The 24,015-nt window shown below is 69.4% G+C and carries 25 protein-coding genes; 9 read left to right on the top strand and 16 right to left on the bottom strand.

Features of this window, described 5'->3' with window-relative positions; translation table 11 throughout:
* Positions 1–161: 161 nt before the first annotated feature.
* The 8 genes from LQ771_RS01045 to rpoZ form a co-directional block, all read right to left on the bottom strand.
* Positions 162–1,457, bottom strand: coding sequence for a citrate synthase (locus tag LQ771_RS01045; protein ID WP_231350563.1), 1,296 nt, complete (start codon positions 1,455–1,457; stop codon positions 162–164).
* A gap of 247 nt (positions 1,458–1,704) precedes the next feature.
* Positions 1,705–1,950 (bottom strand): type B 50S ribosomal protein L31, encoded by a 246-nt coding sequence (locus LQ771_RS01040; RefSeq protein ID WP_231350562.1) that lies wholly within the window; start codon positions 1,948–1,950, stop codon positions 1,705–1,707.
* 163 nt (positions 1,951–2,113) lie between these two features.
* Positions 2,114–3,043, bottom strand: coding sequence for a nucleoside hydrolase (locus LQ771_RS01035; RefSeq protein WP_231350560.1), 930 nt, complete (start codon positions 3,041–3,043; stop codon positions 2,114–2,116).
* An 83-nt stretch (positions 3,044–3,126) separates the two neighbouring features.
* Positions 3,127–5,241, bottom strand: a complete 2,115-nt coding sequence (gene recG, locus LQ771_RS01030) for an ATP-dependent DNA helicase RecG (protein WP_231350557.1) — start codon at positions 5,239–5,241, stop codon at positions 3,127–3,129.
* A gap of 101 nt (positions 5,242–5,342) precedes the next feature.
* Positions 5,343–5,726 (bottom strand): RidA family protein, encoded by a 384-nt coding sequence (locus LQ771_RS01025; RefSeq protein ID WP_231350555.1) that lies wholly within the window; start codon positions 5,724–5,726, stop codon positions 5,343–5,345.
* A gap of 58 nt (positions 5,727–5,784) precedes the next feature.
* Entirely contained in the window at positions 5,785–6,306 is a 522-nt protein-coding gene (locus tag LQ771_RS01020) for an isochorismatase family protein (RefSeq protein ID WP_231350553.1), read from the bottom strand.
* Between the two features lies 1 nt (position 6,307).
* Complete coding sequence (locus LQ771_RS01015; protein ID WP_231350552.1) at positions 6,308–8,467, bottom strand: RelA/SpoT family protein; 2,160 nt, start codon at positions 8,465–8,467, stop codon at positions 6,308–6,310.
* A gap of 112 nt (positions 8,468–8,579) precedes the next feature.
* Positions 8,580–8,870 (bottom strand): DNA-directed RNA polymerase subunit omega, encoded by a 291-nt coding sequence (gene rpoZ, locus LQ771_RS01010; RefSeq protein ID WP_231350551.1) that lies wholly within the window; start codon positions 8,868–8,870, stop codon positions 8,580–8,582.
* Between the two features lie 191 nt (positions 8,871–9,061).
* On the opposite strand from rpoZ, the gene LQ771_RS01005 reads away from it, so the two are divergent.
* Positions 9,062–9,889, top strand: coding sequence for an MlaA family lipoprotein (locus tag LQ771_RS01005; RefSeq protein WP_231350550.1), 828 nt, complete (start codon positions 9,062–9,064; stop codon positions 9,887–9,889).
* A gap of 100 nt (positions 9,890–9,989) precedes the next feature.
* Here the strand turns inward: LQ771_RS01005 and LQ771_RS01000 are convergent, their stop codons facing one another.
* The 6 genes from LQ771_RS01000 to gmk form a co-directional block, all read right to left on the bottom strand.
* Complete coding sequence (locus tag LQ771_RS01000) at positions 9,990–10,289, bottom strand: STAS domain-containing protein (protein WP_231350549.1); 300 nt, start codon at positions 10,287–10,289, stop codon at positions 9,990–9,992.
* Positions 10,286–10,957, bottom strand: coding sequence for an MlaC/ttg2D family ABC transporter substrate-binding protein (locus LQ771_RS00995; RefSeq protein ID WP_231350548.1), 672 nt, complete (start codon positions 10,955–10,957; stop codon positions 10,286–10,288). Before LQ771_RS00995 ends, LQ771_RS01000 begins: the two co-directional genes overlap by 4 nt.
* A gap of 26 nt (positions 10,958–10,983) precedes the next feature.
* A complete protein-coding gene (gene mlaD, locus LQ771_RS00990; RefSeq protein WP_231350547.1) occupies positions 10,984–11,832 on the bottom strand; it encodes an outer membrane lipid asymmetry maintenance protein MlaD in 849 nt (282 codons plus the stop codon).
* 31 nt (positions 11,833–11,863) lie between these two features.
* Positions 11,864–12,634, bottom strand: a complete 771-nt coding sequence (gene mlaE, locus LQ771_RS00985; RefSeq protein WP_231350546.1) for a lipid asymmetry maintenance ABC transporter permease subunit MlaE — start codon at positions 12,632–12,634, stop codon at positions 11,864–11,866.
* Positions 12,631–13,458 (bottom strand): ABC transporter ATP-binding protein, encoded by an 828-nt coding sequence (locus LQ771_RS00980; RefSeq protein ID WP_231350545.1) that lies wholly within the window; start codon positions 13,456–13,458, stop codon positions 12,631–12,633. The genes mlaE and LQ771_RS00980 overlap by 4 nt, the downstream gene beginning before the upstream one ends.
* Positions 13,459–13,522: 64 nt before the next feature.
* On the bottom strand, positions 13,523–14,143 hold the full coding sequence (gmk, locus tag LQ771_RS00975) for a guanylate kinase (RefSeq protein ID WP_231350544.1): 621 nt from the start codon (positions 14,141–14,143) through the stop codon (positions 13,523–13,525).
* 265 nt (positions 14,144–14,408) lie between these two features.
* On the opposite strand from gmk, the gene LQ771_RS00970 reads away from it, so the two are divergent.
* On the top strand, positions 14,409–15,827 hold the full coding sequence (locus LQ771_RS00970; protein ID WP_231350543.1) for a cryptochrome/photolyase family protein: 1,419 nt from the start codon (positions 14,409–14,411) through the stop codon (positions 15,825–15,827).
* 37 nt (positions 15,828–15,864) lie between these two features.
* On the opposite strand, the gene LQ771_RS00965 is transcribed toward LQ771_RS00970, so the two are convergent.
* Positions 15,865–16,536 carry a ChrR family anti-sigma-E factor gene (locus tag LQ771_RS00965; RefSeq protein ID WP_231350542.1) on the bottom strand — a complete coding sequence of 224 codons (672 nt, stop codon included), beginning with the start codon at positions 16,534–16,536 and terminating at the stop codon, positions 15,865–15,867.
* Positions 16,533–17,162 (bottom strand): sigma-70 family RNA polymerase sigma factor, encoded by a 630-nt coding sequence (locus LQ771_RS00960; protein ID WP_231350541.1) that lies wholly within the window; start codon positions 17,160–17,162, stop codon positions 16,533–16,535. The genes LQ771_RS00965 and LQ771_RS00960 overlap by 4 nt, the downstream gene beginning before the upstream one ends.
* Before the next feature lie 146 nt (positions 17,163–17,308).
* Between LQ771_RS00960 and LQ771_RS00955 the strand changes: the two genes are divergently transcribed.
* From LQ771_RS00955 to LQ771_RS00925, 7 genes are read left to right on the top strand one after another with little or no spacing between them, the layout of a single operon-like run.
* Positions 17,309–18,262, top strand: coding sequence for an acyl-CoA desaturase (locus tag LQ771_RS00955; RefSeq protein WP_231350540.1), 954 nt, complete (start codon positions 17,309–17,311; stop codon positions 18,260–18,262).
* A 1-nt stretch (position 18,263) separates the two neighbouring features.
* Positions 18,264–19,556 (top strand): NAD(P)/FAD-dependent oxidoreductase, encoded by a 1,293-nt coding sequence (locus LQ771_RS00950; protein ID WP_231350539.1) that lies wholly within the window; start codon positions 18,264–18,266, stop codon positions 19,554–19,556.
* Positions 19,553–20,329: a DUF1365 domain-containing protein gene (locus LQ771_RS00945; protein WP_231350538.1), complete on the top strand. Its 777-nt coding sequence runs from the start codon at positions 19,553–19,555 to the stop codon at positions 20,327–20,329. The genes LQ771_RS00950 and LQ771_RS00945 overlap by 4 nt, the downstream gene beginning before the upstream one ends.
* Positions 20,326–21,600 (top strand): SAM-dependent methyltransferase, encoded by a 1,275-nt coding sequence (locus LQ771_RS00940; protein ID WP_231350537.1) that lies wholly within the window; start codon positions 20,326–20,328, stop codon positions 21,598–21,600. Before LQ771_RS00945 ends, LQ771_RS00940 begins: the two co-directional genes overlap by 4 nt.
* Positions 21,597–22,130, top strand: coding sequence for a DUF2878 domain-containing protein (locus LQ771_RS00935; protein WP_231350536.1), 534 nt, complete (start codon positions 21,597–21,599; stop codon positions 22,128–22,130). Before LQ771_RS00940 ends, LQ771_RS00935 begins: the two co-directional genes overlap by 4 nt.
* Positions 22,127–22,924, top strand: a complete 798-nt coding sequence (locus tag LQ771_RS00930) for a DUF1295 domain-containing protein (RefSeq protein WP_231350535.1) — start codon at positions 22,127–22,129, stop codon at positions 22,922–22,924. Before LQ771_RS00935 ends, LQ771_RS00930 begins: the two co-directional genes overlap by 4 nt.
* The gene (locus tag LQ771_RS00925) at positions 22,921–24,003 is read left to right on the top strand and encodes an SAM-dependent methyltransferase (RefSeq protein WP_425491294.1); all 1,083 of its coding nucleotides are present in this window, start codon (positions 22,921–22,923) and stop codon (positions 24,001–24,003) included. The genes LQ771_RS00930 and LQ771_RS00925 overlap by 4 nt, the downstream gene beginning before the upstream one ends.
* Positions 24,004–24,015: the final 12 nt, after the last annotated feature.

The raw sequence follows: 24,015 nt of genomic DNA, 5'->3' as shown, positions 1-24,015 counted from the left end.
GCGCCATCGCGCAGGAGCGCCCGAGGGCGCTCCTGCAAATCGCGGTACGCGTCAACGCATCTCTCGCCCGATGGAGCACACAGGTTACGCGCCTGCCAGGTTTCCGCAAACGAGAACGCCCCGGCACGGCCGGGGCGTTCCGGATCAGGCGGACGACGCGCTCAGCGCTTGTCGAGGGCCGTGTAATCGCGAACGTCGGCGCCGGTGTAGATCTGGCGGGGACGGCCGATGCGCGAACCGGGGGTCTCGTGCTGTTCGATCCAGTGCGCGATCCAGCCGGCGGTGCGCGCGATGGCGAACATCACGGTGAACATCTCGGTCGGGATGCCCAGCGCCTTGTAGATGATGCCGGAGTAGAAGTCGACGTTCGGGTAAAGCTTGCGCTCGACGAAGTACTCGTCCTTCAGCGCCGCCTCTTCCAGCTTCATCGCCACGTCGAGCAGCGGGTCGTTGACGCCCAGCTCGGCGAGCACCTTGTGGCACATCTCGCGGATGATCTTGGCGCGCGGGTCGAAGTTCTTGTAGACGCGATGGCCGAAACCCATCAGGCGGAAGTTGTCGTTCTTGTCCTTGGCGCGCTTGACCGCGGTGTCCACGCGATCCGGCGTACCGATCTCCTGCAGCATCTGGAGCACCGCCTCGTTGGCGCCGCCGTGCGCCGGACCCCACAGCGCGGTGATGCCTGCGGCGATCGAAGCGTACGGGTTGGCGCCGGTGGAACCGACCAGGCGTACGGTGGAGGTAGAGGCGTTCTGCTCGTGGTCGGCATGCAGGATGAACAGCAGGTCCAGTGCCTTGGCCGCCACCGGATTGAGCTGCAGCGGCTCGCTCGGCACCTCGAACATCATGTGCAGGAAGCGCTCGACGTACTCGAGGTTGTTGCGCGGATAACGGAACGGCCAGCCGATCGAGTAGCGGTAGCAGGCGGCGGCGATGGTCGGCATCTTGGCGATCAGCCGGATCGCGGCGAGCTTGCGGTCGGCCGGATCGTCGACGTTGAGGTCGTCGTGGTAGAACGCCGACAGCGACGCCACCGAGGCGGCCAGCATGGCCATCGGGTGCGCGTCGTGGTGGAAGCCCTGGAAGAAGTTCTTCAGCGACTCGTGCATCATCGTGTGATGCGTGATCTGGTGCTCGAAGGCGACGAACTCGTCCTTCTTCGGCAACTCGCCGTTGAGCAGCAGGTAGGCCACTTCCAGGAAGGTCGACTTCTCGGCCAGCTGCTCGATCGGGTAGCCGCGGTAAAGCAGCACGCCCTTGTCGCCATCGATGTAGGTGATCGCGCTCTTGGTGCTGGCGGTGGAGCCGAAGCCGGGATCGTAGGTGAAGTGGCCGGTGTCCTTGTACAGCGTACCCAGGTCGATGCACGAGGGCCCCAGCGTGCCACTCAGCAGGGGCAGCTCGGCGCTGCGGTTGCTCGATTCATCGACGAGCTTGACGACCTTGGAATCGGACACGGGAACCTCCTTCTCGAAAGACGTGCGGGGACATCCGCGAGGGACACCGCCCGGCAAGGGAATGGCATCGCGCGGGGGAAAGCGATCGATGCAACCGCCGTATTATCGCACATCGGCCGGCGCGACATCCGCCTGCGGATGGTTGTCCGGGCGCGCAAAAGGACACGGGGCGAGCCGCTGGCCCGCCCCGTGTCCTGGTGTGTCACGCCCGCCACTGCCGCGGCGACGGGCATGCAGCAACTGTCGCTTACTTCTGGCCGTAGCGACGGCGGAACTTGTCCACGCGGCCGCCCACGTCGAGGGTCTTCTGCTTGCCGGTGTAGAACGGGTGCGAGTGGCTGGAGATATCCACCTTGACCAGCGGGTACTCGTTGCCGTCTTCCCACTTGACGGTTTCCTTGGTGGTGATCGTCGAACGCGTCAGGAACGCGAAGTCGGACGACAGGTCCTGGAACACCACCGGGCGGTAGTTGGGATGGATATCGGGCTTCATGACGGACTCAAAGCGGCGGGTGAAAAGAGCGGCATTGTAGCGACGGGGTGATGTCAGGGTCAACCGGCGGGTGGTCGCCGCCCGGCCCGCCCCCGCCGGCCTCGCCGGTGAGGGGACTCGGAGCCGGGGAGGCCGCTCGCCCTGGCATGTTCGCCGATCCCGGTCAGGCGCCCAGTGCCCCGCGCACCATCGCCGCGAAGCGGTCCTGGTCCAGCTCGAGCACCACGTTGGCGTTCGCCGGCCGGCCCGACCGACCGGCCCAGTCCACCACGGTGGCACCGCGGGTCAGGCGGCCATCGAGTTCGACCGCCACCGCGCGCCGTTCACTGCGCACGACCACCGACGGATCGATGGCCACCGCCATGGCCAACGCATCGGCGGCGATGATTCCGCGACGACCACGCTCGCGGTTGGTCTTGCGCGCCACCTGGCAGATGCTGCCGTAGAAGTCCGCCCGCCTGTCGCCAGCGGCGATCCAGCCGTCGAAGGCGTCCTCGTCGAAGGCGTGGCGCAGGGTCAGCTCCCAATCGACGAGGTCGAAATCCCCGAACGCCTCGAACACCACGTGCGCGGCCTCGGGATCGAAGCCGATGTTGAACTCGGCCGGCACGCGACCGGTGTTGCCCTGTCCGGTCACCGCACCGCCCATCACCACCAGCCGCCTGACCCGTTGCGGAAGGGTCGGGTCCAGCCGCAGCGCCAGCGCCACGTTGGTCAGCGGCGCCAGCGCCACGAGGGTCAGCTCGCCGGGCCGCTCGCGGGTCAGCCGCAGGAGCGCCAGTGCGGCCGCCTCGTCTGCCGCCGGATGGCGGGGCGGCGGAAAGCCGACATCGCCGAAACCGTCGCGGCCGTGCACGAAGGCTGCGTCCTCTTCGGGAAGGCGGACCAGCGGCGTGGCGCAACCGGGGAACACCGGCGTCGTCGCGCCGAGCAGGTCCACCAGCACGCCCGCATTGTGGACCGTATGCTCCAGACCGACGTTGCCCGCCGCGATGGACAGGCCGGCGACGTCGGCGTGGGCGTGCGCCATCAGGATGGCGAGCGCGTCATCCACGCCGGGGTCGGTATCGATCAGGAGCTGGGGTCGGGTCATTGCGTCGGGCACCGGTAAAAAGCGGCTAGCTTACGACCGCCAGCGGTCGAGGAAACAGCAACGCGATGCACGACGCGGGCCACTCAGGCGTGCGCATAGCGCGCGGCAGCACCGATCCAGCGTTCGATCAACCGCTCGGCGTCGCGCGAATGCCGACCCAGCATCGCCTCGCCCACCTGCTGCACCGCCGGCAGCAGGTGGGCGTCACGCGCCAGGTCCGCGATGCGGAAGGCGAGCTGGCCGGTCTGGCGCGTGCCCAGTACCTCGCCGGGCCCGCGCAACTCGAGGTCCTTTTCGGCAATGCGGAAGCCGTCGCAGGTCTCGCGCATCACATTGAGGCGCTCGCGTGCGAGCTGGCCCAGCGGCGGCTGGTACAGCAGCACGCAGTTGGAGGCGACCGCGCCGCGTCCCACGCGCCCGCGCAACTGGTGCAACTGGGCCAATCCCAATCGTTCGCTGTTCTCGATCACCATCAGGCTGGCGTTGGGCACGTCCACGCCCACCTCGATCACGGTCGTGGCCACCAGCACGGACAACACGCCCGCCTTGAAGGCATCCATCACCGCCTGCTTCTCCCTGGGCTTCATGCGCCCGTGGATCAGCCCGACCGGGCAACCCTCCAGCGCGGCGGAAAGCTCCGCATGCGCCACCTCGGCCGCCTGTGCGCGCAGCTGCTCGGACTCCTCGATCAGCGTGCATACCCAGTAAGCCTGGCGGCCTTCGGCGCAGGCGGCGTGGATGCGATCGATCACCTCGACGCGGCGCGCGTTGGATACGGCCACCGTCTGCACGGGCGTGCGCCCGGGCGGCAGTTCGTCGATGGAGGAGACGTCGAGGTCCGCATACGCGCTCATCGCCAGCGTGCGCGGGATCGGGGTGGCGGTAAGGACCAGCTGGTGCGGCACCAGATCGCCTTCCAGGCCCTTGTCGCGCAGCGCCAGCCGCTGTTGCACGCCGAAGCGGTGCTGCTCGTCGACGATGACCAGTCCCAGCCGCGCGAAGGCCACGCCTTCCTGCATCAGGGCGTGCGTGCCGATCACCACGGGGGCGCCTTCGGCGACGCGCGCCAGCGCCTGCGCACGGGCCTTGCCCTGCTGCTTGCCGGCCAGCCATTCGACACGTATGCCCAGCGGTTCCAGCCAGTGGCGGAAGTTGCGCAGGTGCTGCTCGGCCAGCAGTTCGGTGGGCGCCATCAGCGCGACCTGCCAACCGGCTTCCACGGCGGCCAACGCCGCCAGTGCGGCGACCGCGGTCTTGCCGCTGCCGACGTCGCCCTGCACCAGGCGCAGCATCGGCTTGGCGTGCGCGACGTCGGCGAGCACGTCGCGCGTGACCCGCTGCTGCGCGCCGGTGAGCTGGAACGGCAGGCCGGCGACGAAGCGGCCGCGCAGCTCACCGCTCCCGCCCAGCACGGGCGCGCGCCGGCGGCGCACGGCCGCACGCATGCGCTTGAGGCTCAGGTGCTGGGTCAGCAACTCTTCGAAGGCGAGCCGCTGCTGCGCGGGATGGCGGCCGCTGATCAGGTCGGCCAGCGGAGCATCCGGTGGCGGGCGGTGCACGTAGAGGAGCGCCTCGCGCAGGGAAGTCAGTCCATGGGCCACGCACAGCGGCGGCGGGATGAGCTCCAGCGCCGCATCGGGCGGCAGCAGCGCGAGCGCCTTGCCGATCACGCCGGCCAACCGCTTCTGGCCCAGGCCCTCGGTGGTCGGATAGACCGGGCTCAGCCGCTCGTCGACCGCCACGACCTGCTCGTCGCCCACCCGCTGGTACTGGGGGTGCACCATCTCCAGGCCCTGCGCGCCCTGGCGGACCTCGCCATAACACAGCAGCCTGACGCCCGGCTTGAGCAGGTCCGCCTGCGCGCGATGGAAATGAAAGAAGCGCAGCAGCAGCGTCTGCCGGGAGTCGTCGCCGATGGCGACCTTCAGCTGGGGGCGGTAACGAAAGCCGCGCTCGATCGCCTCCACCACGCCGAGCACCTGCGCGCGCTCGCCGGCCTTCAGGTCGCCGATGGCGGTGACACGGGTCTTGTCTTCGTAGCGCAGCGGCAGGTGGAACCACAGGTCCTGCACACGCTCCAACCCGAGCCTGCCGAGCGTGGCAGCCAGCGCCGGGCCGACGCCCGGCAGTGTGCCGACCGGCGCGAGGCCCGGATCGGCAACCGTCGAAGTGGCGACGCTGGCGCTGCGGAGAGGCATGAATCGCTAGCCTAGCCCAGCGCCCCGGCCGGATGCAGCAGGCGGATGTGGGCACTTGCCGCGCCGGGCGGTCAGGCCACGGCGCGGCGGCACGGGTGGCTTCAGTCCAGCACCATGATCGCGTCGATTTCCACCTGCGCGCCCTTGGGCAGCGCCGACACCTCGATGGTGGAACGAGCCGGGTACGGCTGCTGGAAGTACTCGGCCATCACGGCGTTGACGGCCGCGAAGTTGGCCAGGTCGGTGACGTAGATGCCCACGCGGACGAACTGCGCGAACGAGCCACCGGCCGCCTTGGCCACCGCCGCCAGGTTGTCGAACACGCGGCGCGTCTGTGTGCTGATGTCGCCCTCGACCAGCGTGCCGGTGGCCGGGTCCAGCGGGGTCTGCCCGGAGAAGTAGACGGTGTTGCCGTGGCGCACGGCCTGCGAGTAAGGGCCGATCGCGGCCGGCGCCTGTTCGGAGTGGATGATGCTGCGGGTCATGGCGAGCCTCTTGGCGGGGTAAGGCCCGCCAGTGTAAACCGGGCCGGCGGCGCCCCCTTCAGAACGTCACGGCATCGTGCGCGGCAAGATCGTCCTCGCCGGGGTAGCGCAGGCCGGGGAAGTAGCGGTCGGCGTGCGCCACGATCTGCTCGCCGCTGGATGCCACGCCGCCAAACACACTGGCCGTGGTGATGTGCGCATCGCTGACCAGCGTCACCGCGTAGCCCCTCGACCGCTGCGCGGTGGTGCGGATGCAGTAGCCGCCCTGCGCATCGGCGATCAGCAGCCGCTGCACACGCGCCTGCTGAAGCAGGGAGCGCAGCGGCATATCGGCAAAGGCGTCGCGGAAGGTCTTGGGCACGCACGGCTCGCCGGGCGTTGATCCGAGTCCGCCGACCCGCTGCCACGACGGGCTGCCGCGCGGCATGTCTTCCTCTTCATGCTGCACCCACAGGACCGGTGCCTCGGCGCGTGCGTGTTCCGCCAGCACGCGGCAGCGCGCGACCACGGCATCGGCGTCGTGGCAACCCTCGAGCACACCGGCCTGCAGGTCGATGACGCTCAAAGCGCTGCCAGCCATGTCAGAGCGGGTAGCGGTAGGCGCCGCTTACCACGCCGGTGCGGCGCACGCGGCGGATGACGTCGGCAAGATGCTTGCGGTTCTTCACTTCCATCGCGAACAGCAGCGTGGCCGCGGCGGCATCGCGCTCGACGTACTCGACGTTCTCGATGTTCGAATCCGCCGCCGCGATGGCAGCGGCCACGGTGGCCAGCACACCCGGGCGATTGATGACTTCGATGCGGAGTTCGGCACGGTAGTCGCCCTGCACGTCGCGATCCCACTCGATGCCGACGCAGCGCTCGGGCGACTTGCGGAACTCGGCCACGTTGGGGCATTCCACGCGGTGCACCACGATGCCCTTGCCTGAAGAGAGATAGCCGATGATCTCGTCGCCGGGCAGCGGGTGGCAGCAATTGCCGAAGCTCAGCACGCCGCGCTCCGCGCCGGTGATGCGGATGTTCTCGTGCGTGTGCGGCGCCTCGTGTGGACGGCCGCCACCACGCAGCGCGACCAGGTGGTGGGCCACATGGTCGGGCATGCGGTTGCCCAGCGCGATGTCGGCCAGCAGTTCTTCCAGCCGGCGCAGCTTGGCCTCCTCCAGGAAGCGCTCGAGCACCTTGACCGGGATCGCGTCGATGTTGGTGCCCAGCGCGTCGAGCGCGCGATCGAGCATGCGGTGGCCGAAGTCGACCGCGTCCTCGTGCTGCAGGTGCTTGAGGTACTGGCGGATCGCGGTGCGTGCCTTGCCGGTCACGACGAACTCGAGCCAGGCCGGATTGGGCACCGCCGAGGGCGCGGTGATGATCTCGACCAGCTGGCCCGATTCCAGCCGCGTGCGCAGCGGCAGCAGCTTCTTGTCCACCCGCGCGGCCACCGCGTGGTCGCCGACGTCCGTGTGCACGGCATAGGCGAAGTCGAGCGCGGTGGAATTGCGCGGCAGCGCCAGGATGTCGCCGCGCGGCGTGAACAGGTAGACCTCGTCCGGGAACAGGTCGATCTTGACGTTCTCGATGAACTCGGCCGAGGAGGGCGTGTGCGCCTGGCTGTCGGCCAGTGCGGACAACCACTCGCGCGCACGTGCCTGCGCGCTGTTGGCCGGACCGGAGTCGGTCTTGTAGGCCCAGTGCGCGGCGACGCCGCGTTCGGCGACCGAGTCCATTTCGGCGGTGCGGATCTGCACCTCGATCGGTGCGCCGAACGGCCCCAGCAGCACGGTGTGCAGCGACTGGTAGCCGTTGGCCTTGGGAATCGCGATGAAATCCTTGAAGCGCCGGTCGACCGGGCTGTAGAGCGAGTGGACCGCCCCCAGCGCCATGTAGCAGCTCATCGCGGTGTCGACCACCACGCGAAAGCCGTACACGTCCATCAGCTGGGCAAAGCTCTTGTGCTCGTTGCGCATCTTCGAATAGATGCTCCACGGCGACTTGATCCGCCCGACCACCTTGGCCGGCAAGTGCTCGGCGGCCAGCCGGGTGGCCAGTGCGTGCTCGATCTTGCTGATCACCTCGCGACGGTTGCCCAGAGCCGCGCGGATGCGCTCGCTGATGACGCGGTAGCGGTCCGGGTAGAGCGCGCGGAAACCCAGGTCCTGCAGCTCGGCCTTGAACTTGTTCATGCCCAGGCGCTGGGCGATCGGTGCGTAGATCTCCAGCGTCTCGCGCGCGATGCGCCGGCGCGAGGCGGCGTCCTTGGCCCCGAGCGTGCGCATGTTGTGCAGGCGGTCGGCAAGCTTGATCAGGATCACGCGGATGTCGCGCGCCATCGCCAGCAACATCTTGCGGAAGCTCTCCGCGTCGGCCTCCTGCCGGTTGGAGAAGCGCATCTTGTCCAGCTTGGTGACGCCATCGACCAGGTCCGCCACGGCGTCGCCGAACTCGGTGGTGATGTCCTCGCGGCTGAGCTCGGTGTCCTCCAGCGTGTCGTGCAGGATCGCCGAAATGATGGTCTCGGCGTCCAGCCCCAGTTCGGCCAGGATGCCGGCGACGGCGACCGGATGGGTGATGTACGGCTCGCCGCTCTTGCGCGCCTGGCCGCGGTGCGCGTGCGCGCCGACCTCGTAGGCGCGCAGCACGCGCGCCACCTGGGCTTCCGGCAGGTAGGCCGCGCGCTCCTTGAGCGCCAGCACGTAGGGGGGCAACACGGACGGGTCCACGGGAACGGAGGGCGTGGTCGCCGTCATCGGTTCGCGCTCCCCGTTCAGATAATGCTTCCGTGCGGATGTCGGCCAGGCACGGCAAGCAGGCCGGCCATGCCGGCAAGGCGACTGCGCATTCGGCAGCCGCCGGCGCGCATCAGTCGTCGCCGCCCTTGGACAGGTCGTCGTCGACCTCGGCGGCCGCCCATTCCAGCGCCTCGCGCTCGGCGCGCTCGCGCTCGGCACGGTCGATCTCGTCGATGGTGGCCTGGTCGATGCGGCGGTCGGCAATCTCGCGCAGGGCCAGCACGGTCGGCTTGTCGTTGTCCGGATGGACGGCCGGCTCGGCGCCCTTCTCCAGCTGGCGGGCGCGCTTGGTCGCCATCAGCACCAGCTCGAAGCGGTTGTCCACCACCTCGAGGCAATCTTCCACGGTAATGCGGGCCATGCGAAATCCTCAAGCACAAAGGCAACTTAGAGACGTGCGAGTGTAATGGAGCGCCGGCTTGGCTGGCAATGCGCCATGCGCGTATCATGCGCGGTTCGATCGCCGGCCAGCCGGCGCCGATCCGCCTGACTGCAAAAATATAGAACCAGGCGGTACACTTTTGCAGTACCCGTAGCGGATCTCTTCGACCGATGCTCTCCCTGCCCCGTCTTTCACCCAGCCGTCTGCTGCCGCTGGTGGCCTTGGCCTTGCTGGCCGGCTGCACCATTGCCAAGCCGCGCACGGACGACCCGCTGGAGAAGTTCAACCGCAAGGTCTATGCGTTCAACGACGCGGTGGACAAGGCGGTGATCCGGCCGGTGGCGGTGGGCTACCGCAAGGTCACCAATCCGCCGGTACGTCGCTCGGTCAGCGACTTCTTCACCAACATCCGGATGCCGATCACGGTCGCCAACGATCTCTTGCAGGCGCGCCCGAAGCAGGCGTTGCAGAGTACCGGGCGTTTCCTGGTCAACCTCACGCTGGGCCTGGGCGGTTTCTTCGACCCGGCCAGCCAGCTGGGGATCCCGCTGGAAGACAACGACTTCGGCGTGACCCTGGCGCGCTGGGGCGTGCCCGATGGCGATTACCTGGTGCTGCCGCTGATCGGTCCGACCACCGTGCGCGACGTCTGGCGCATGCCGGTGGACAGCTACTTCTTCGACCCGCTGTCGATCTACGCGCGTACCCACGACTACAAGTACGGCCAGCAGTATCTGCCGCAGATGATGTACCTGGTGACGCTGCGCTCCCGCGGCATCGATGCGGAGAGCTTCCTGGAGTCGGCTTACGACCCGTACGTGTTCATGCGCGACGCCTACCGGCAGCGGCGCCTGTACCAGATCTACGACGGCAACCCGCCGGCCGAGATCATCCAGCAGATGCAGGGCCTGAACGACGACGACTTCGATCCGGAGCAGTTGCTGGACGAGCAGCACCGGTGGGAAAACAGGCACCCGAACGACGACCAGAAGCAGTAGCAGGGACTGCTTCGGTCGCCGCCGGCAAGGTGGCCTGAAGCCCCTGCCCACGAAAAAGGGGCCTCGCGGCCCTTTTTTCTTGCCGGTACATCGCCCGGCATCAGCCGACCAGCGCGTCCACCTCGCATACCTGCGCCAGCGCGTGCATGCCTGCGGGCATGTTCTCGACCACCAGCGGGTGGCCGAGGCGCCGCGCCTCGGCCTGCACCGCCAGCACGCAGGCCAGACCGGCGCTGTCGCTGCGCTGGACGCCGGCAAGGTCCAGCCGGGCTACCGACCCGCCCGCCAGCGCCGCGCCGATCGCCTCCAGCGCGGCGGCGGCCGTGTCGAAGCTCAGCACGCCGCGGACGCCGAGCGTGCCCGGCGTTCCGCGGTCGAGTTCGAAGGTGGCCGTACTCACGGGGCCTTGCTGTCCTTGTCCATGGATTCGAGCGCCTTCTCGCCCTGGTTCTCCAGGTTGGCGATCAGTTTCTCGATGCCGACCTTGCGGATCTCCGCATCGACCTGGTTGCGGTAGTTGGTGACGTAGGAGATGCCCTCGATGATCACGTCGTAGGCCTTCCAGTCGCCGTCCTTGCTCTTGCGGAAGGCGTAGTCGACCGAAAGCTTCTTGCCGTCGTCCAGCACCACCTGGGTGCGCACCACGGTGCGCTTGTCGTTGAGGTCGCCATTGAAGGGCAGTACCTGCACCGCGCCCTTGGTGTAGTTGAGCAGGCCTTCGGCATAGCGGTGGGTGATGGAGTTGTAGAACGCCTTGGCGAAGCGCTGGCGCTGCTCGGGCGTGGCCTCGCGGGCGTGGCGGCCGAGCACCAGGATCGAGGCGTAGTCGATGTCGAAGTGCGGCAGGAAAACGTCGTCGATCACCGAGATCAACTTTTCCTTGTCGTTCTTCAGTTCATCGCGGTGGCCGGCGATGGTGCTGTCCAGCTGGTGGGCGATCTCCTGGACCACCTGCTCCGGGGCCTGCCGGGATGCCGGCGCCGGGGTGGCCGCGTCCTGGGCCAGCACCGGGGAGGCGGCCACGGTTCCGAACGCGATGGCCATGGCGAAAGCCAGAGTGCGCAACATGGGAAAACTCCTTGTGGGGAACCGGCTCATTGCTTGCCGGCGGGGGCGTCTTTCTTCTCGGCGGGCGAGCCGTTGACCAGGAACTTGCCGATCAGGTCTTCCAGTTGCATGGCCGACTGCGTCAGCACCATCTCGTCGCCGTTCTTGAGGAATTCCGGCGAGCCGCCGGGCTGGATCGCAACGTACTGGGTACCGATCAAACCGCTGGTGAACACCGCAGCGGCAGAATCGTCCGGAATCTGGTCGAATTTCCTGTCGATCGACAGCTCCACCTCGGCGTCCAGCTTGACCGGGTCGGCGTGCACGGCGGACACGCTGCCGATGGCCACGCCGGCCATTTTCACCGGGGCGCCGACCGAGAGCGCGCCGACGTTGCCGAAGCGTGCCTTCACCGTATAGCTGCCGCCCAGGTTGTCGGCCACGCCGCCGGCGCCGAAGAACTTGCCCAGCATCTCCTCCAGTTGCTGCGCCGGCTTGGTGCGCGCCAGCGTGCCGCCTTCGGCAAGGTCCTTCTTCGAGCTGCCGTACTGGATGCCCACGTACTGGTCGCCCAGCAGGCCGCTGGTGAAGATCGTCGCGACCGAATCGTCCGGAATGTGGTTGTAGTCCCGGTCGATCGACAGCGTCACGTCGGCCACCTCCTGCTTGGGATCGAGCACGATCGAGCTGACCTGGCCCACGCGCACGCCGGCGATCTTCACCGGCGCGCGCTCCTTGAGCTGGCCGATGTTGGCGAAGCGGGCCTGCACGCTGTAGCTCGGGCCCTGGTGCGTGTTGGCCACCGAGGTGGTCTGCGTCGCGAGATAAGCCAGGGCGGCGAAACCGAGCACGATGAACAGGCCGGTACCCACGGCATAGGAGTTTCTCTGGCTCACGGCTCAGTCCTCAAGGAAAAACATCAGGCAGTCACATCAGGAATGCGGTCAGCACGAAGTCCAGCGCGAGGATCGCGATGGACGAGGCGACCACGGTGCGGGTGGTGGCATAGGCCACCCCCTCGCTGGTCGGCGGCGTGGTATAGCCCTGGAAGACGGCGATCAGCGACACCACTGCGCCGAACACCAGGCTCTTGATCAGGATGCCGTTGATGACGTCCTTCTGGAGGTCGACGGTGGCGGTCATGTTCGACCAGAACGTGCCGTTGTCGATGCCCAGCCAGGTCACCCCGACCAGGTGGCCGCCGTAGATGCCCAGCGCGCAGAACACCGCACACAGCAGCGGCATGGCGATCAGGCCGCCGAGAAAACGGGGCACCGCCACGTAGGCGATCGGGTCGACCGCCATCATTTCCATGGCGGCGAGCTGGTCGGTGGCGCGCATCAGGCCGATCTCGGCGGTGATCGACGTGCCGGCCCGGCCGGCGAACAGGAGCGCGGTCACGACCGGACCGAGCTCGCGGTAGATCGCGATCGCGACCACCGTGCCGCTGGCCGCGGTGCCGCCGAAGATCGACAGCACGTAATACAGCTGCAGCCCCAGCACCATGCCTACGAACAGGCCGCAGACGGTGATGATGGTCAGGCTCATCGCGCCGACGAACCAGAGCTGGCGCACCGTCTCGCGACCGTAGCGCATGCTGCGCGGCACTGCCGCCAGCAGGGTCAGCAGGAACAGGCCGGCTTCGCCGATCTGCGCCAGCGCGTTGGTGATCACGTTGCGGCGTGGCTGGGCGCTCATGCCCGCTCTCCGGCCAGGCCGAGCGCCTGTGCGTAGTCGGTGGCGGGGTACTGGAACGGTACCGGGCCGTCGATTTCTCCACCGAAGAACTGGCGCGTCCATGGCGAGCCGTCGTCGGCGATGGTTTTCGGATCGCCCTGCGCCACCACCTTGCCGTTGGCGATCAGGCAGACCCGCTCGGCCACGTGCTTGATCGCGTCGAGCTCGTGCGCCACCACCACGCTGGTGATGCCGAGCGTCTCGTTGAGCGTGCGGATCAGCTTGAGCACCTGGCTGAGCGCGATCGGATCCAGCCCTACGAACGGCTCGTCGTAGAGGATCAGCATGGGATCGAACACGATCGCCCGCGCCAGCGCCACGCGCCGCGCCATGCCGCCGGAGAGCTCGGCCGGCATCAGCGCGGCCGCACCGCGCAGGCCCACCGCCTGGAGCTTGGTCAGCACGATGTTGCGGATCAGCACTTCCGGCAGCCTGGTGTGCTGGCGCAGCGGGAAGGCGATGTTCTCGAAGACGTCGTAGTCGGTCAGCAGCGCCGAGTTCTGGAACAGGTAGCCGATCTTCTCGCGCAGCTCGAAGAGCTTCTCGCGCGAAAGCTCCGGCACGTTCCGGCCATCGACCCGCACCTCTCCCGCGTCGCCGCGCATCTGCCCGGTAATGTGCTTGAGCAGGGTGGTCTTGCCGGTGCCGCTGGGGCCCATGATGGCCGTCACCTTGCCGCGCGGGATATCCAGATCCAGCGCGTCGAAGATGGTCTTGCCGTTGAGCACCGTGGTCAGTCCACGGATGCGCACCAGCGGTTCGGAGGGAGCGGCGGGGGCGGTCATAAGCGGATAAAGGTAGCCGAGCGGTGAAGGCAGGCCAAGCGCCCCGCCCGGGGAAAGGAGCCGATCAGGCAAGCAGCTCGGCGATCAGCGCCTCGTGCCGCTTCCACTGCAGCGGTCCGCGGTGCCGCACCGCCCGCACGATCGCCTGCAGGTCGCCCAGCGCGTCATCGAAGCCGTCATTGACCACGATGTAGTCGAATTCGTGCGCGTGAGCGATCTCCTCCCGCGAATTGTGCAGCCGCCGCTCGATCACCTCCGGCGCGTCCGAGCCACGCCCGCGCAGCCGCCGCTCCAGCTCGGCGCGCGAGGGCGGCAGGATGAACACGCTCACGCAGTCGGGCTTGGTGCGGCGGATCTGCGCCGCGCCCTGCCAGTCGATCTCCAGCAGCACGTCGCGGCCCTGGTCGAGCAATCCCTGCACCGTCGCCAGCGAGGTGCCGTAGAAGTTGCCGTGCACCTCGGCGTGCTCGAGGAAGGTGCCGGCGGCGATCTGCTGCTCGAACTCCTCCCGCTCGACGAAGAAGTAGTGCCGTCCGTACTCCTCGCCTACCCGCGGCGGACGCGTGGTGTGCGAGATCGACAATGAGATCGACGGCTCACGCTCGAGCAGCGCGTTAACCAGCGTGGACTTGCCGGCCCCGGAGGGTGCCGCAACGACGAACAGGGTCCCCTGCTGCATGCTCATGCGCCCCGGCTCCGGACACAGGCAGGTCGATGCCGCCCGGCTTCGGCAACGGCGGCGGGTTTCCGGTCCGCGGGGGACCGTGCGGGTCCGGGATGGGGCACAAGCAACGGCGCGACGCTCATCGAGGGAGTATAGCCAATGCGAGGCGCGAGCCCCCGCGCCGGACCGGCGGACCATCCCCGCATGGGCCGCTTATCGGGTCGCGCGGGAATCCGAACGCCTCCCATGGGCGTAGAACACGGACTACGGTTTCGGAATTGCCTGCATGAGTACTGCCCTGGTCGTGTTTCGGCGGGACCTGCGCCTGGCCGACCACCCGGCGCTGGCCGCCGCCTGCGCGGCACACGCGAGCGTGCTGCCGGTCTACGTGCACGCCCCGGCGGAGGACAAGCGATGGCGTCCCGGCGCGGCCAGCCGCTGGTGGCTGCACCACAGTCTCGCAGCCTTGCAGGGCGAGATTGCGGCACAGGGCGGGCAGCTGCATCTGGCGCGGGGCGACAGCTTCGACGCGCTGCGCCGGCTGGCGGCCGCGTGTGGTGCGGACACGGTCTACTGGAGCCGGCGCTACGAACCGGCGGCGATCGTGCAGGACAGCCGGGTGAAGGCCGCATTGCGCGCCGAAGGCCTGGCGGTGGAAAGCCACGCGGGCAACCTTTGGTACGAGCCCTGGCAACTGGCCACGGCCCAGGACCTGCCCTACCGGGTGTTCACTCCGTTCTGGCGCAAGCTGCGCGCGCAACTGGCGCCGGTATCGCCGCTGGCCACGGCCCGCCCGCGGGCGTGGGCCTCACTTCCCGGCAGCCTGCCGCTGGAGGCATTGGGCCTGCTGCCGACCCGCCCCTGGGCCGCCGGGCTGGCGGAAGCGTGGCGCCCTGGCGCCGCCGGTGCGCTGGAGCAACTGGAGCTGTTCGCGGACGACGCGCTCTGCGACTACGCGCACGGCCGCGACCTGCCCGCCCGCCACGGCACCTCGCGGCTTTCGCCACACCTGCACTTGGGCGAGATCACGCCGCGGCAGATCCACGACATCCTGCTCCGGCGCGCCACCGGGGCCGCCGCGGGCCAACGCACGCCGGACCTGGAACCGTACCTGCGCGAGCTCGGCTGGCGCGAATTCGCTCACCACCTGCTCTACCACTTCCCGCATACGCCCGAGGCCCCGTTCGACTCGCGCTTCGACCGCTTCGACTGGGCCGAGGACCCGGCTGCCCTCGCGCGCTGGCAGCAAGGCCGCACCGGCGTGCCGCTGGTCGATGCCGGCATGCGCGAACTGTGGCACACGGGCTGGATGCACAACCGGGTGCGCATGGTCGTGGCCAGCTTCCTCACCAAGAACCTGCGCCAGCACTGGCAGCATGGCGCGCGCTGGTTCTGGGACACGCTGGTGGACGCGGACCTGGCCAACAACACGCTCGGCTGGCAGTGGACCGCCGGTTGCGGCGCCGACGCGGCTCCGTTCTTCCGCGTGTTCAATCCCTGCACGCAGGCGGCCAGGTTCGACCCGCAGGCGACCTATCTCAAACACTGGCTGCCGGAACTGGCCGACCTGCCCGCCCACCTGCTGCACGAGCCATGGCGTGACCCGGCCGCGCTGGCGGCCCGCGGCTATCCGCCGCCGATGGTCGACCTGGCGGCTTCCAGGGAACAGGCACTTGCCGCCTGGCAGAGGATCGCCCGGCACTGAGATTGCGGCACGACGCCACGCCGCAACCGACCCCCGCTCACAACCCGACCAGCGGCTGCAGCCTGCGCGCGAGCCAGCCGGGGAACCGCAGCGGCGCATCCAGGGCCGCGACGCAGATGCATGGCACGCCGGCGGCGGTCACCGGCTGGTGCATCACCTCGCTGTCCAGGTCGGCCACGTCGCCCGGACCGAAATGCCCCAGCACATCGTCATAGGCGCCACGCAGGACCTGGGTCAGCTCGCCGCGGCCATGGCTGTGCAGCGGCATGCTCCTGCCCGGCGTGATCCTGAGCATGAAGAGCTGGCCGCCGCCGGTGCCCGCGCTGCGGATGCAGTGCACGCCCGGCGCCATCCAGCGCCACTTGAGCGCGCCGAAGGAAGTCCCGAAGTACGGATGCAGCGGTGCCGGCAGGCGGTCCGGGTCCGGCGCGGCGGGCAGCGCCGGCGCGAGCCCGGGAGCCTCCACCGGCGTCTCGTCCAGCCGCTCGAGCATCGCCGCGCGCAGCTTCTCGCGGCGCGCCGCGCCGGCCCCGTCCGGCTGCTGTTGTTCCACCAGCACGCCACCGATCCGCTCGGCGTCGCGCACCTGCTCATGGCAGTGGCTGCAGCCGGCCAGGTGGGTCGCGGCCACCACCGCCATCGCCTCCGACAGCGCGCCGGCGGCAAAGGCCACGACGGTGGCGGGATCCAGGTGATGCGCAGGCTTCATGCGGCACCTCGCACATCGGCCTGCAGCTTCAGGAAGGCCCGGCGCAGGCTGGACTTGACGGTACCCAGCGGCATGCCGAGCTCCTCGGCGATCTCGTGGTGGGACTTGGCTTCGAAGTAGGACATGCGGACGAGTCGGGCCTGGGTGGCGGGAAGCCGGTCGATGCAGGCCTTCAGCCTGGTGTGCTCGGCATACGCCTCGGCGGACGAACCGGTGCGTCCGTCGTGGTCGGCCTCTTCGGCTTCGAGCGCATGCTGCACCAGCATCCAGCCGGTCTCCTTGCGCACCCGGTCGATGTGCAGGTTGCGGGCGATGCGGAACAGCCAGGTGGATACGCGGCTGAGCGCCGGATCGTAGGACGCGGCCCGCTGCCACAGCCTGAGCAGGGCTTCCTGCGCCAGTTCTTCGGCGATCGCCGCGGTCGAGCCCATGCCCTTCAGGTAGAGGCACACGCGCGGCATGAAGTGGTCGTAGATGCGCATGAAGCTCGCGCGGTCCCGCCGCTGCGCGACGGCGACCATCTCGGCCGACCAGTCGTGTCCGTCGTTCGCTGGCAGCTTGGAAGTCGACACGATGCGTATCGCCTCGAAAGGCGAAGGTGTTCCGCCGGTGGGTTGGAGTTTCATCGTAGGGCAATTCCTGCCGCGGTTGCGGTCTCAAGTCACGTACGCGCGAACCCGGCGGCCGGATGCATGCGGCGAAGCGACGCCTTCGATGCATCCGTTTGCCGGTCCGCCACGTAATGACCGCAGAACCACCACAGGTCAGCGCCATGCCGAGCCGCTCCGCCCCCGCCCTCCGCCCGCCGAGTCGCCTCGGCGCCAGCCTGCGCATGTGGTTCGATGCCGGCACACCCGCATTGGCGGACGAGTCGAAGGCGGACCGGATCGACTGGCTGCGCGCGGTGCCGTTCGCGCTGATCCACCTCGGCTGCCTGGCGACGATCTGGACCGGTGTGTCAACCGCCGCGCTGCTGGTTGCCGCGGCGCTTTATGCCGTGCGCATGTTCGCGCTCACCGGGTTCTACCATCGCTACTTCTCGCACCGCACCTTCCGCACCTCGCGCGCCGTGCAGTTCACCTTCGCCCTGATCGGCGCCGCCTGCGTGCAACGCGGTCCGCTCTGGTGGTCCGCACACCACCGGCATCATCACCGCCATGCCGACACGCCACGCGACCCGCACTCCCCGAGCGTGCGCGGCTTCCTGTGGAGCCACCTCGGGTGGTTCCTCACCCCGCGCGCCTTCGCCACCGACCTCAAGCGCGTGCCGGACCTGGCGCGCTATCCCGAACTGCGGCTGCTCGACCGCTTCGACACGCTGGTGCCGGCGTTGCTGGCCTTGTCGCTCTACGGCCTGGGCGCGTGGCTCGAGCACTCCGCACCGGGCCTGCACACCAGCGGCATGCAGATGGTGGCGTGGGGGTTCTTCGTGTCCACCGTGGTGCTGTTCCACGCCACGGTGACGATCAACTCGCTCGCCCACCGGTTCGGCACGCGCCGTTTCGCCACGCGCGACGAGAGCCGCAACAACCTGTGGCTGGCGCTGCTGACCTTCGGCGAGGGCTGGCACAACAACCACCACTTCTTCCCCGGCAGCGCACGCCAGGGCTTCCGCTGGTGGGAGATCGACCTGACCTGGTACGGCCTCAAGCTGATGGCGCTGCTGGGGCTGGTCCACGACCTCAAGCCGGTGCCCGCGCGGGTGCTGGCGCGGGCGGCGCGCTGACATGCGCATTGCCGTGATCGGGTCGGGCATCGCGGGCCTCGCCTCGGCGTGGCTGCTCGCGCGCTGCCACGAGGTGGTGCTGTTCGAGGCCAATGCCTACCTGGGCGGGCACACCCACACGCACGACGTGGAACAGCACGGGCGGCGCTACGCGATCGACACCGGCTTCATCGTGTACAACCCCCGGCACTATCCGCTGCTGACCCGCATGTTCGGGGAACTCGGGGTGGCATCGCAGCCGACCAGCATGAGCTTCTCGGTGCAGCACGAGGCGAGCGGACGCGAATACAACGCCACCTCGCTCGACACGCTCTTCTGCCAGCGGCGAAACCTGTGCTCGCCCCGCTTCCTCGGGATGGTGCGCGACATCATGCGCTTCTACCGGGAGGCGCCCGCATTGCTCGAAGCCGGCGGGGACGATCCCACGCTGGGCGAGTACCTGCAGGCGCACGGCTACGGCGAGGCTTTCCGCGACGAGCACCTGGTGCCGATGGCCTCGGCACTGTGGTCATCGCCGCCGCAGCAGATCCTCGCCTTTCCGGCGCGCTACCTGGTGCGGTTCATGGCCAACCACCAGATGTTGCAGGTCGCCGGGCGGCCGCAGTGGCGCGTGGTCCGCGGCGGTTCGGCCAGCTACGTGCAGGCGCTGCGCGAGCGCTGGCACGTGAGCGAGCGGCCGGCCTGCCCGGTTTTTTCCATCGACCGCGACGGGGCGGGCGTCAACGTGCGCAGTCCGGCGGGCAACGAGCGCTTCCACCACGTGGTGCTGGCCTGCCACAGCGACCAGGCGCTGGCGCTGCTCGCCGACGTCAGCGCGCGTGAGCGCGCCATCCTCGGCGCGATGCCCTACCAGGCCAACGAGGTGGTCTTGCATACCGATCGCCGGCTGCTGCCGCGCCACCGCAAGGCATGGGCGGCCTGGAACGCGTTCGTGCCGCGCGAGCCGGAGGCGCCCTGCACGGTCAGCTACTGCATGGACCTGCTGCAGGGCATCGATCCGCCCGAGCCGTTCGTGGTCACGCTCAACCGCAGCGCGGCGATCGACCCGGATCGCGTGTTGCGCAGGTTGCAGTACCACCACCCGGTGTACACCCGCGAGGCGGTCGCGGCGCAGCAACGCAAGGCCGAGATCCAGGGCCGCAACCGCACCTGGTTCGCCGGCGCCTACTGGGGCTGGGGTTTCCACGAGGATGGCCTGCGCAGCGCCGTCGAGGTGGCCGCGTGCTTCGGGATCGACTGGCTGCGCGAGACGACGCGCCCGCCACTGCGCCTGATCACGGGCGACGCCGCATGAATGCGCCGCTTTCGAGCGCCGTGTACGAAGGCATCGTGCGCCACCGCCGGCGGGAGCCGCATGCCCACGCCTTCCAGTACCGCATGGCCCAGCTCTACCTCGACCTGGACGAGCTCGATCGCGTGTTCGCCGGGCGCTGGCTGTGGTCGGTCGACCGGCGCAACCTCGCCCAGTTCCGCCGCGGCGATTACCTCGCCCCAGACACGTTGCCGCTGGCCGAGGCGGTGCGCGTGCGCGTGGCCGAGGCGACCGGGCACAGGCCGGCCGGTCCGATCCGCCTGCTCACCCACCTGCGCTACGCGGGCTATGTGTTCAACCCGGTGAGCTTCTACTACTGCCATGCGGCAGACGGCAGCACGCTCGAGTGCATCCTGGCCGAGATCACCAACACGCCCTGGAAGGAGCGCCACGCGTACGTGCTGCCGGTGGCCGATGCACGCCGACGTGGCCGCGTGCTGGCGTGGTCGTTCCCCAAGAGCTTCCACGTCTCGCCGTTCATGCCGATGGCGCGCGACTACGACTGGCGCTTCACCGCGCCGGGCGAGGACCTGCACGTACACATGGACGTGCTGCGCGAGGGCCGGCGCGAATTCGATGCGTCGCTGGCCTTGCAACGGAGGCCGCTCACCGGCGCCTCGCTCGCGCGGGTGCTGTGGCGCTACCCGTTGATGACCGCCCAGGTGATCGGCGCGATCCACTGGCAGGCACTGCGCCTGTGGCTGAAGCGCAACCCGGTTCACGACCATCCCGCCGCTTCCCGAGGTACGCCATGAACACCGTTGCCCGCACCACAACGGCGCCCTCCCCGGGCACCATCGACCGCCTGCTGCGCGGCCGCCTGCTCGCCCGGCTGGCCGGCCTGCGCCACGGCCGGCTGCGCGTGCACGATGCGCTGGGCACGACCGAGCTGGGCCCGGATGAAGGCCTGCTGCCGACCGTCGACATCGAGGTGCTCGACCCGGCCTTCTATCGCGCGCTGGCGCGCCGCGGCAGCGTCGGCGCGGGCGAGGCGTTCATGGACGGGCTGTGGCGATGCCATGCCACCGGCCTGAGCGAGGCGGACGCGCTGGTGAAGCTGGTGCGCCTGCTGGTGCGCAACCGCGACCTGCTCGACGGCATGGAAACCGGCCCGGCGCGCCTCGGCGGCGCCGCGATGCGCGCCTGGCACGCGCTTCGGCGCAACACCCGTAGCGGCAGCCGCCGCAACATCGCCGCGCACTACGACCTGGGCAACGACTTCTTCAAGCTCTTCCTGTCCGCGGACCTGATGTACTCCTCGGCGCTGTGGGACGGCCCGGCGGACACGCTCGAGGCGGCCTCCACACGCAAGCTCGAGGCGATCTGCCGGCAGCTCGCGCTGAAGCCCGGCGACCGCGTGATCGAGATCGGCACCGGCTGGGGTGGCTTCGCGTTGCACGCGGCACGCCACTACGGCTGCCACGTCACCACCGCGACCATCTCGCGCGAGCAGCTCTTGCTGGCCAGGGCGCGCGTCGCGGCGGCCGGCCTGGGCGACCGCGTGGAAGTGCAGCTGAAGGACTACCGCGAGTTGTGCGGCCAGTACGACAAGCTGGTCTCGATCGAGATGGTCGAAGCGGTCGGCGCGGCCTACCTGGACACCTACTTCGCGCAGCTCGGCCGGCTGCTCAAGCCCGAAGGGCTCGCGCTGGTGCAGGCGATCACCATCGAGGACCACCGCTACGCGCAGGCGCTGGGCTCGGTGGACTTCATCAAGCGCCACGTCTTTCCCGGCAGCTTCATCCCGTCGATCCAGGCGCTGCTCTCGGCCAAGACCCGCGTCAGCGACCTGGGCCTGGTCGCGCTGCGCGATTTCGGCGAGTCCTACGCGCGCACGCTGGAGGCCTGGCGCGAGCGCTTCCTCGCCCGGTTGCCGGCCGTACGCGCGCAGGGATTCGACGAACGGTTCATCCGGATGTGGACGTTCTACCTGGCCTATTGCGAAGGCGGCTTCCGCGAGCGCTCGATCGGCGTGGCACACCTGCTGCTGGCCAAGCCCGGCTGGCGTGGCACGGCGGCGGCATGAACGCCTGGGTCACCCTGGCCGCATACGAGCTGGCGTGGCTGGCGGCGGTTGCCGGCGCCGGTCGCGGCCATGCCTGGCCCGGCTTGCTGGCGGTCGCGCTGTTTGCCGCCTGGCGCCTGGCCACATCCCGTACCCGCCTGGTGGACCTGCGCCTGGCCGCCGTGGCGCTAGCGCTCGGCCTTGCGCTGGAAGCCACCTGGACCGGGGCCGGACTGCTGCGTTACGCGGCGCCCTGGCCGGTGGCGACGGCACCGGCCTGGCTGCTGGCGCTGTGGGTGGCCTTCGCGCTGACCATCGTGCCGCTGTTCGGCTACCTGCATGCGCGGCCGTGGCTGGCCGCCATGCTGGGCGCGATCGGCGGGCCACTCGCCTACCTCGGCGCGGCGCGCGGCTGGCGTGCGCTGGCGATCGCGGCGCCGGCGTGGCACCCGCTGCTGGCGCTCGCACTCGGCTGGGCGGTGGCCACGCCGGTGCTGACCTCGCTGGCGCGGTACTGGCTGCTCCATCCGCCGAAGCAGGTCCGCGCATGAGTCCATGGCTGGCCCTGACGCTCGCATGGCTGCTTGCGGCGGCACTGATGGCCGCCGGCTGGTGGTGGCAGCAGCGCCGGCGCAATGCCGGCATCGTCGACGTGCTGTGGGCCGCGGGGCTAGCCTCGAGCGCCCTGCTGCTCGCCGCGCTCGGTCGCGGCGCACCGGCGCCGCGGCTTTGCCTGGCCGTGCTCGGCGGGGCGTGGGGCGCGCGCCTGGCATGGCACCTGTGGCGCCGCGTACGGCGCGAAGGCGAAGACGGCCGCTACCGGCAGTTGCGTGGGCGATGGGGTGACCGCCCGCTGCGCTGGGGGCTGTTCTTCCAGGCCCGGGCGGTGCTGGTCGCCTTGTTCGCGCTGCCATTCCTGGCCGTGGCGGACAACCCGCACACGCGTCCGGGCTGGCTGCTGGCCGGCGTGCTCGTGTGGCTGCTGGGTGTCGGCGGCGAGGCGCTGGCCGACGCGCAACTGGCCCGCTTCCGCGCCGACCCGGCGAACCGCGGCCGCACCTGCCGCATCGGCCTGTGGGGCTACTCGCGCCATCCCAACTACTTCTTCGAATGGCTGCACTGGTTCGCCTACGTGGCGCTGGCCCAGGGCTCGCCGCATGCGTGGCTGGCCTGGCTCGGCCCGGTGCTGATGTTCGTCTTCCTGCGCTGGCTGAGCGGCATCCCGTGGACCGAGGCACAGGCGCTGCGCACGCGCGGCGGGGACTACCGCGCCTATCAGCAAAGCACGCCGATGTTCTTCCCCTGGTTCCCCAGGCGCACGCGCCCCAAGGAGAGTGGTTCATGACGATCGCCACGCTGGATTCCACCGAGTTGTCGCCCGACCGGCCCGCTTCCGGGCTGCTCGGCCTGGCCGAGCGTGGGTTGCTGCCCGACGCGCTGCTTCGCCTTGGCATCCGCCGGCTCTGCGCGCAGCGGCTGGCCGAAGAGCGCGCGGGCGGCCCGGAGCGGGTGGCCGAACGCTACGCCCGCCACATCGACGCATTGCGCCAGAGCCCGGTGGCGATCCACACCGACGCCGCCAACGCCCAGCATTACGAGCTGCCGGCGGCGTTCTTCGAGCATTGCCTGGGTCCGCGGCTGAAGTACTCCTGCTGTTATTACCCGCGCGGCGACGAGTCGCTGGCCGAGGCCGAGGAAGCGATGCTTGCGCTCTACGGCGAACGCGCCGAACTGGCCGACGGCCAGGACATCCTGGAGCTCGGCTGCGGCTGGGGCTCGCTCACGCTCTGGATGGCCGAGCGTTACCCGCGCGCCAGGATTCTGGCCGTGTCCAACTCGCACGGCCAGCGTCGACACATCGAGGCGCAATGCCGGGCGCGCGGCCTCGCCAACGTGCGCGTGCTGACCGCCGACGCGAACACGCTCGCGCTCGAACCGTCCTGCTTCGACCGCTGCGTGTCGGTCGAGATGTTCGAGCACATGCGCAACTACGACACCCTGCTCGAGCGCATCGCCCGGTGGCTGCGTCCCGGCGGCAAGCTGTTCGTGCACGTGTTCGCGCACCGCACGCTGATGTATCCATTCGAAACCCATGGCGAGGACAACTGGCTCGGCCGGCACTTCTTCACCGGCGGGCTGATGCCGGCGGCCGACACCCTGCTGTGGTTCCAGCGCGACCTGGCGATCGAACAGCGCTGGCTGGTCGATGGCCGCCACTACCAGCGCACCGCCAACCATTGGCTGGCACGCCAGGACGCCGCGCGCGAGGCGGTGCTGGCCGAGCTGGCGCTCGCCTACGGACCGCAGGCGAGGCTCTGGTTCCACCGCTGGCGCATGTTCTGGATGGCCTGCGCGGAACTGTTCGGCTATGCCGGCGGCCGCGAGTGGCTGGTCGCCCATTACCGCTTCGCGCGCGGCGCCTGAGGAGGCACATGA

The sequence above is a fragment of the Frateuria soli genome (assembly GCF_021117385.1).
Taxonomy (GTDB): domain Bacteria; phylum Pseudomonadota; class Gammaproteobacteria; order Xanthomonadales; family Rhodanobacteraceae; genus Frateuria_A; species Frateuria_A soli.
The sequence above is the reverse complement of the archived record's forward strand: the minus strand, read 5'-3'. Positions and strand labels throughout refer to the sequence as shown.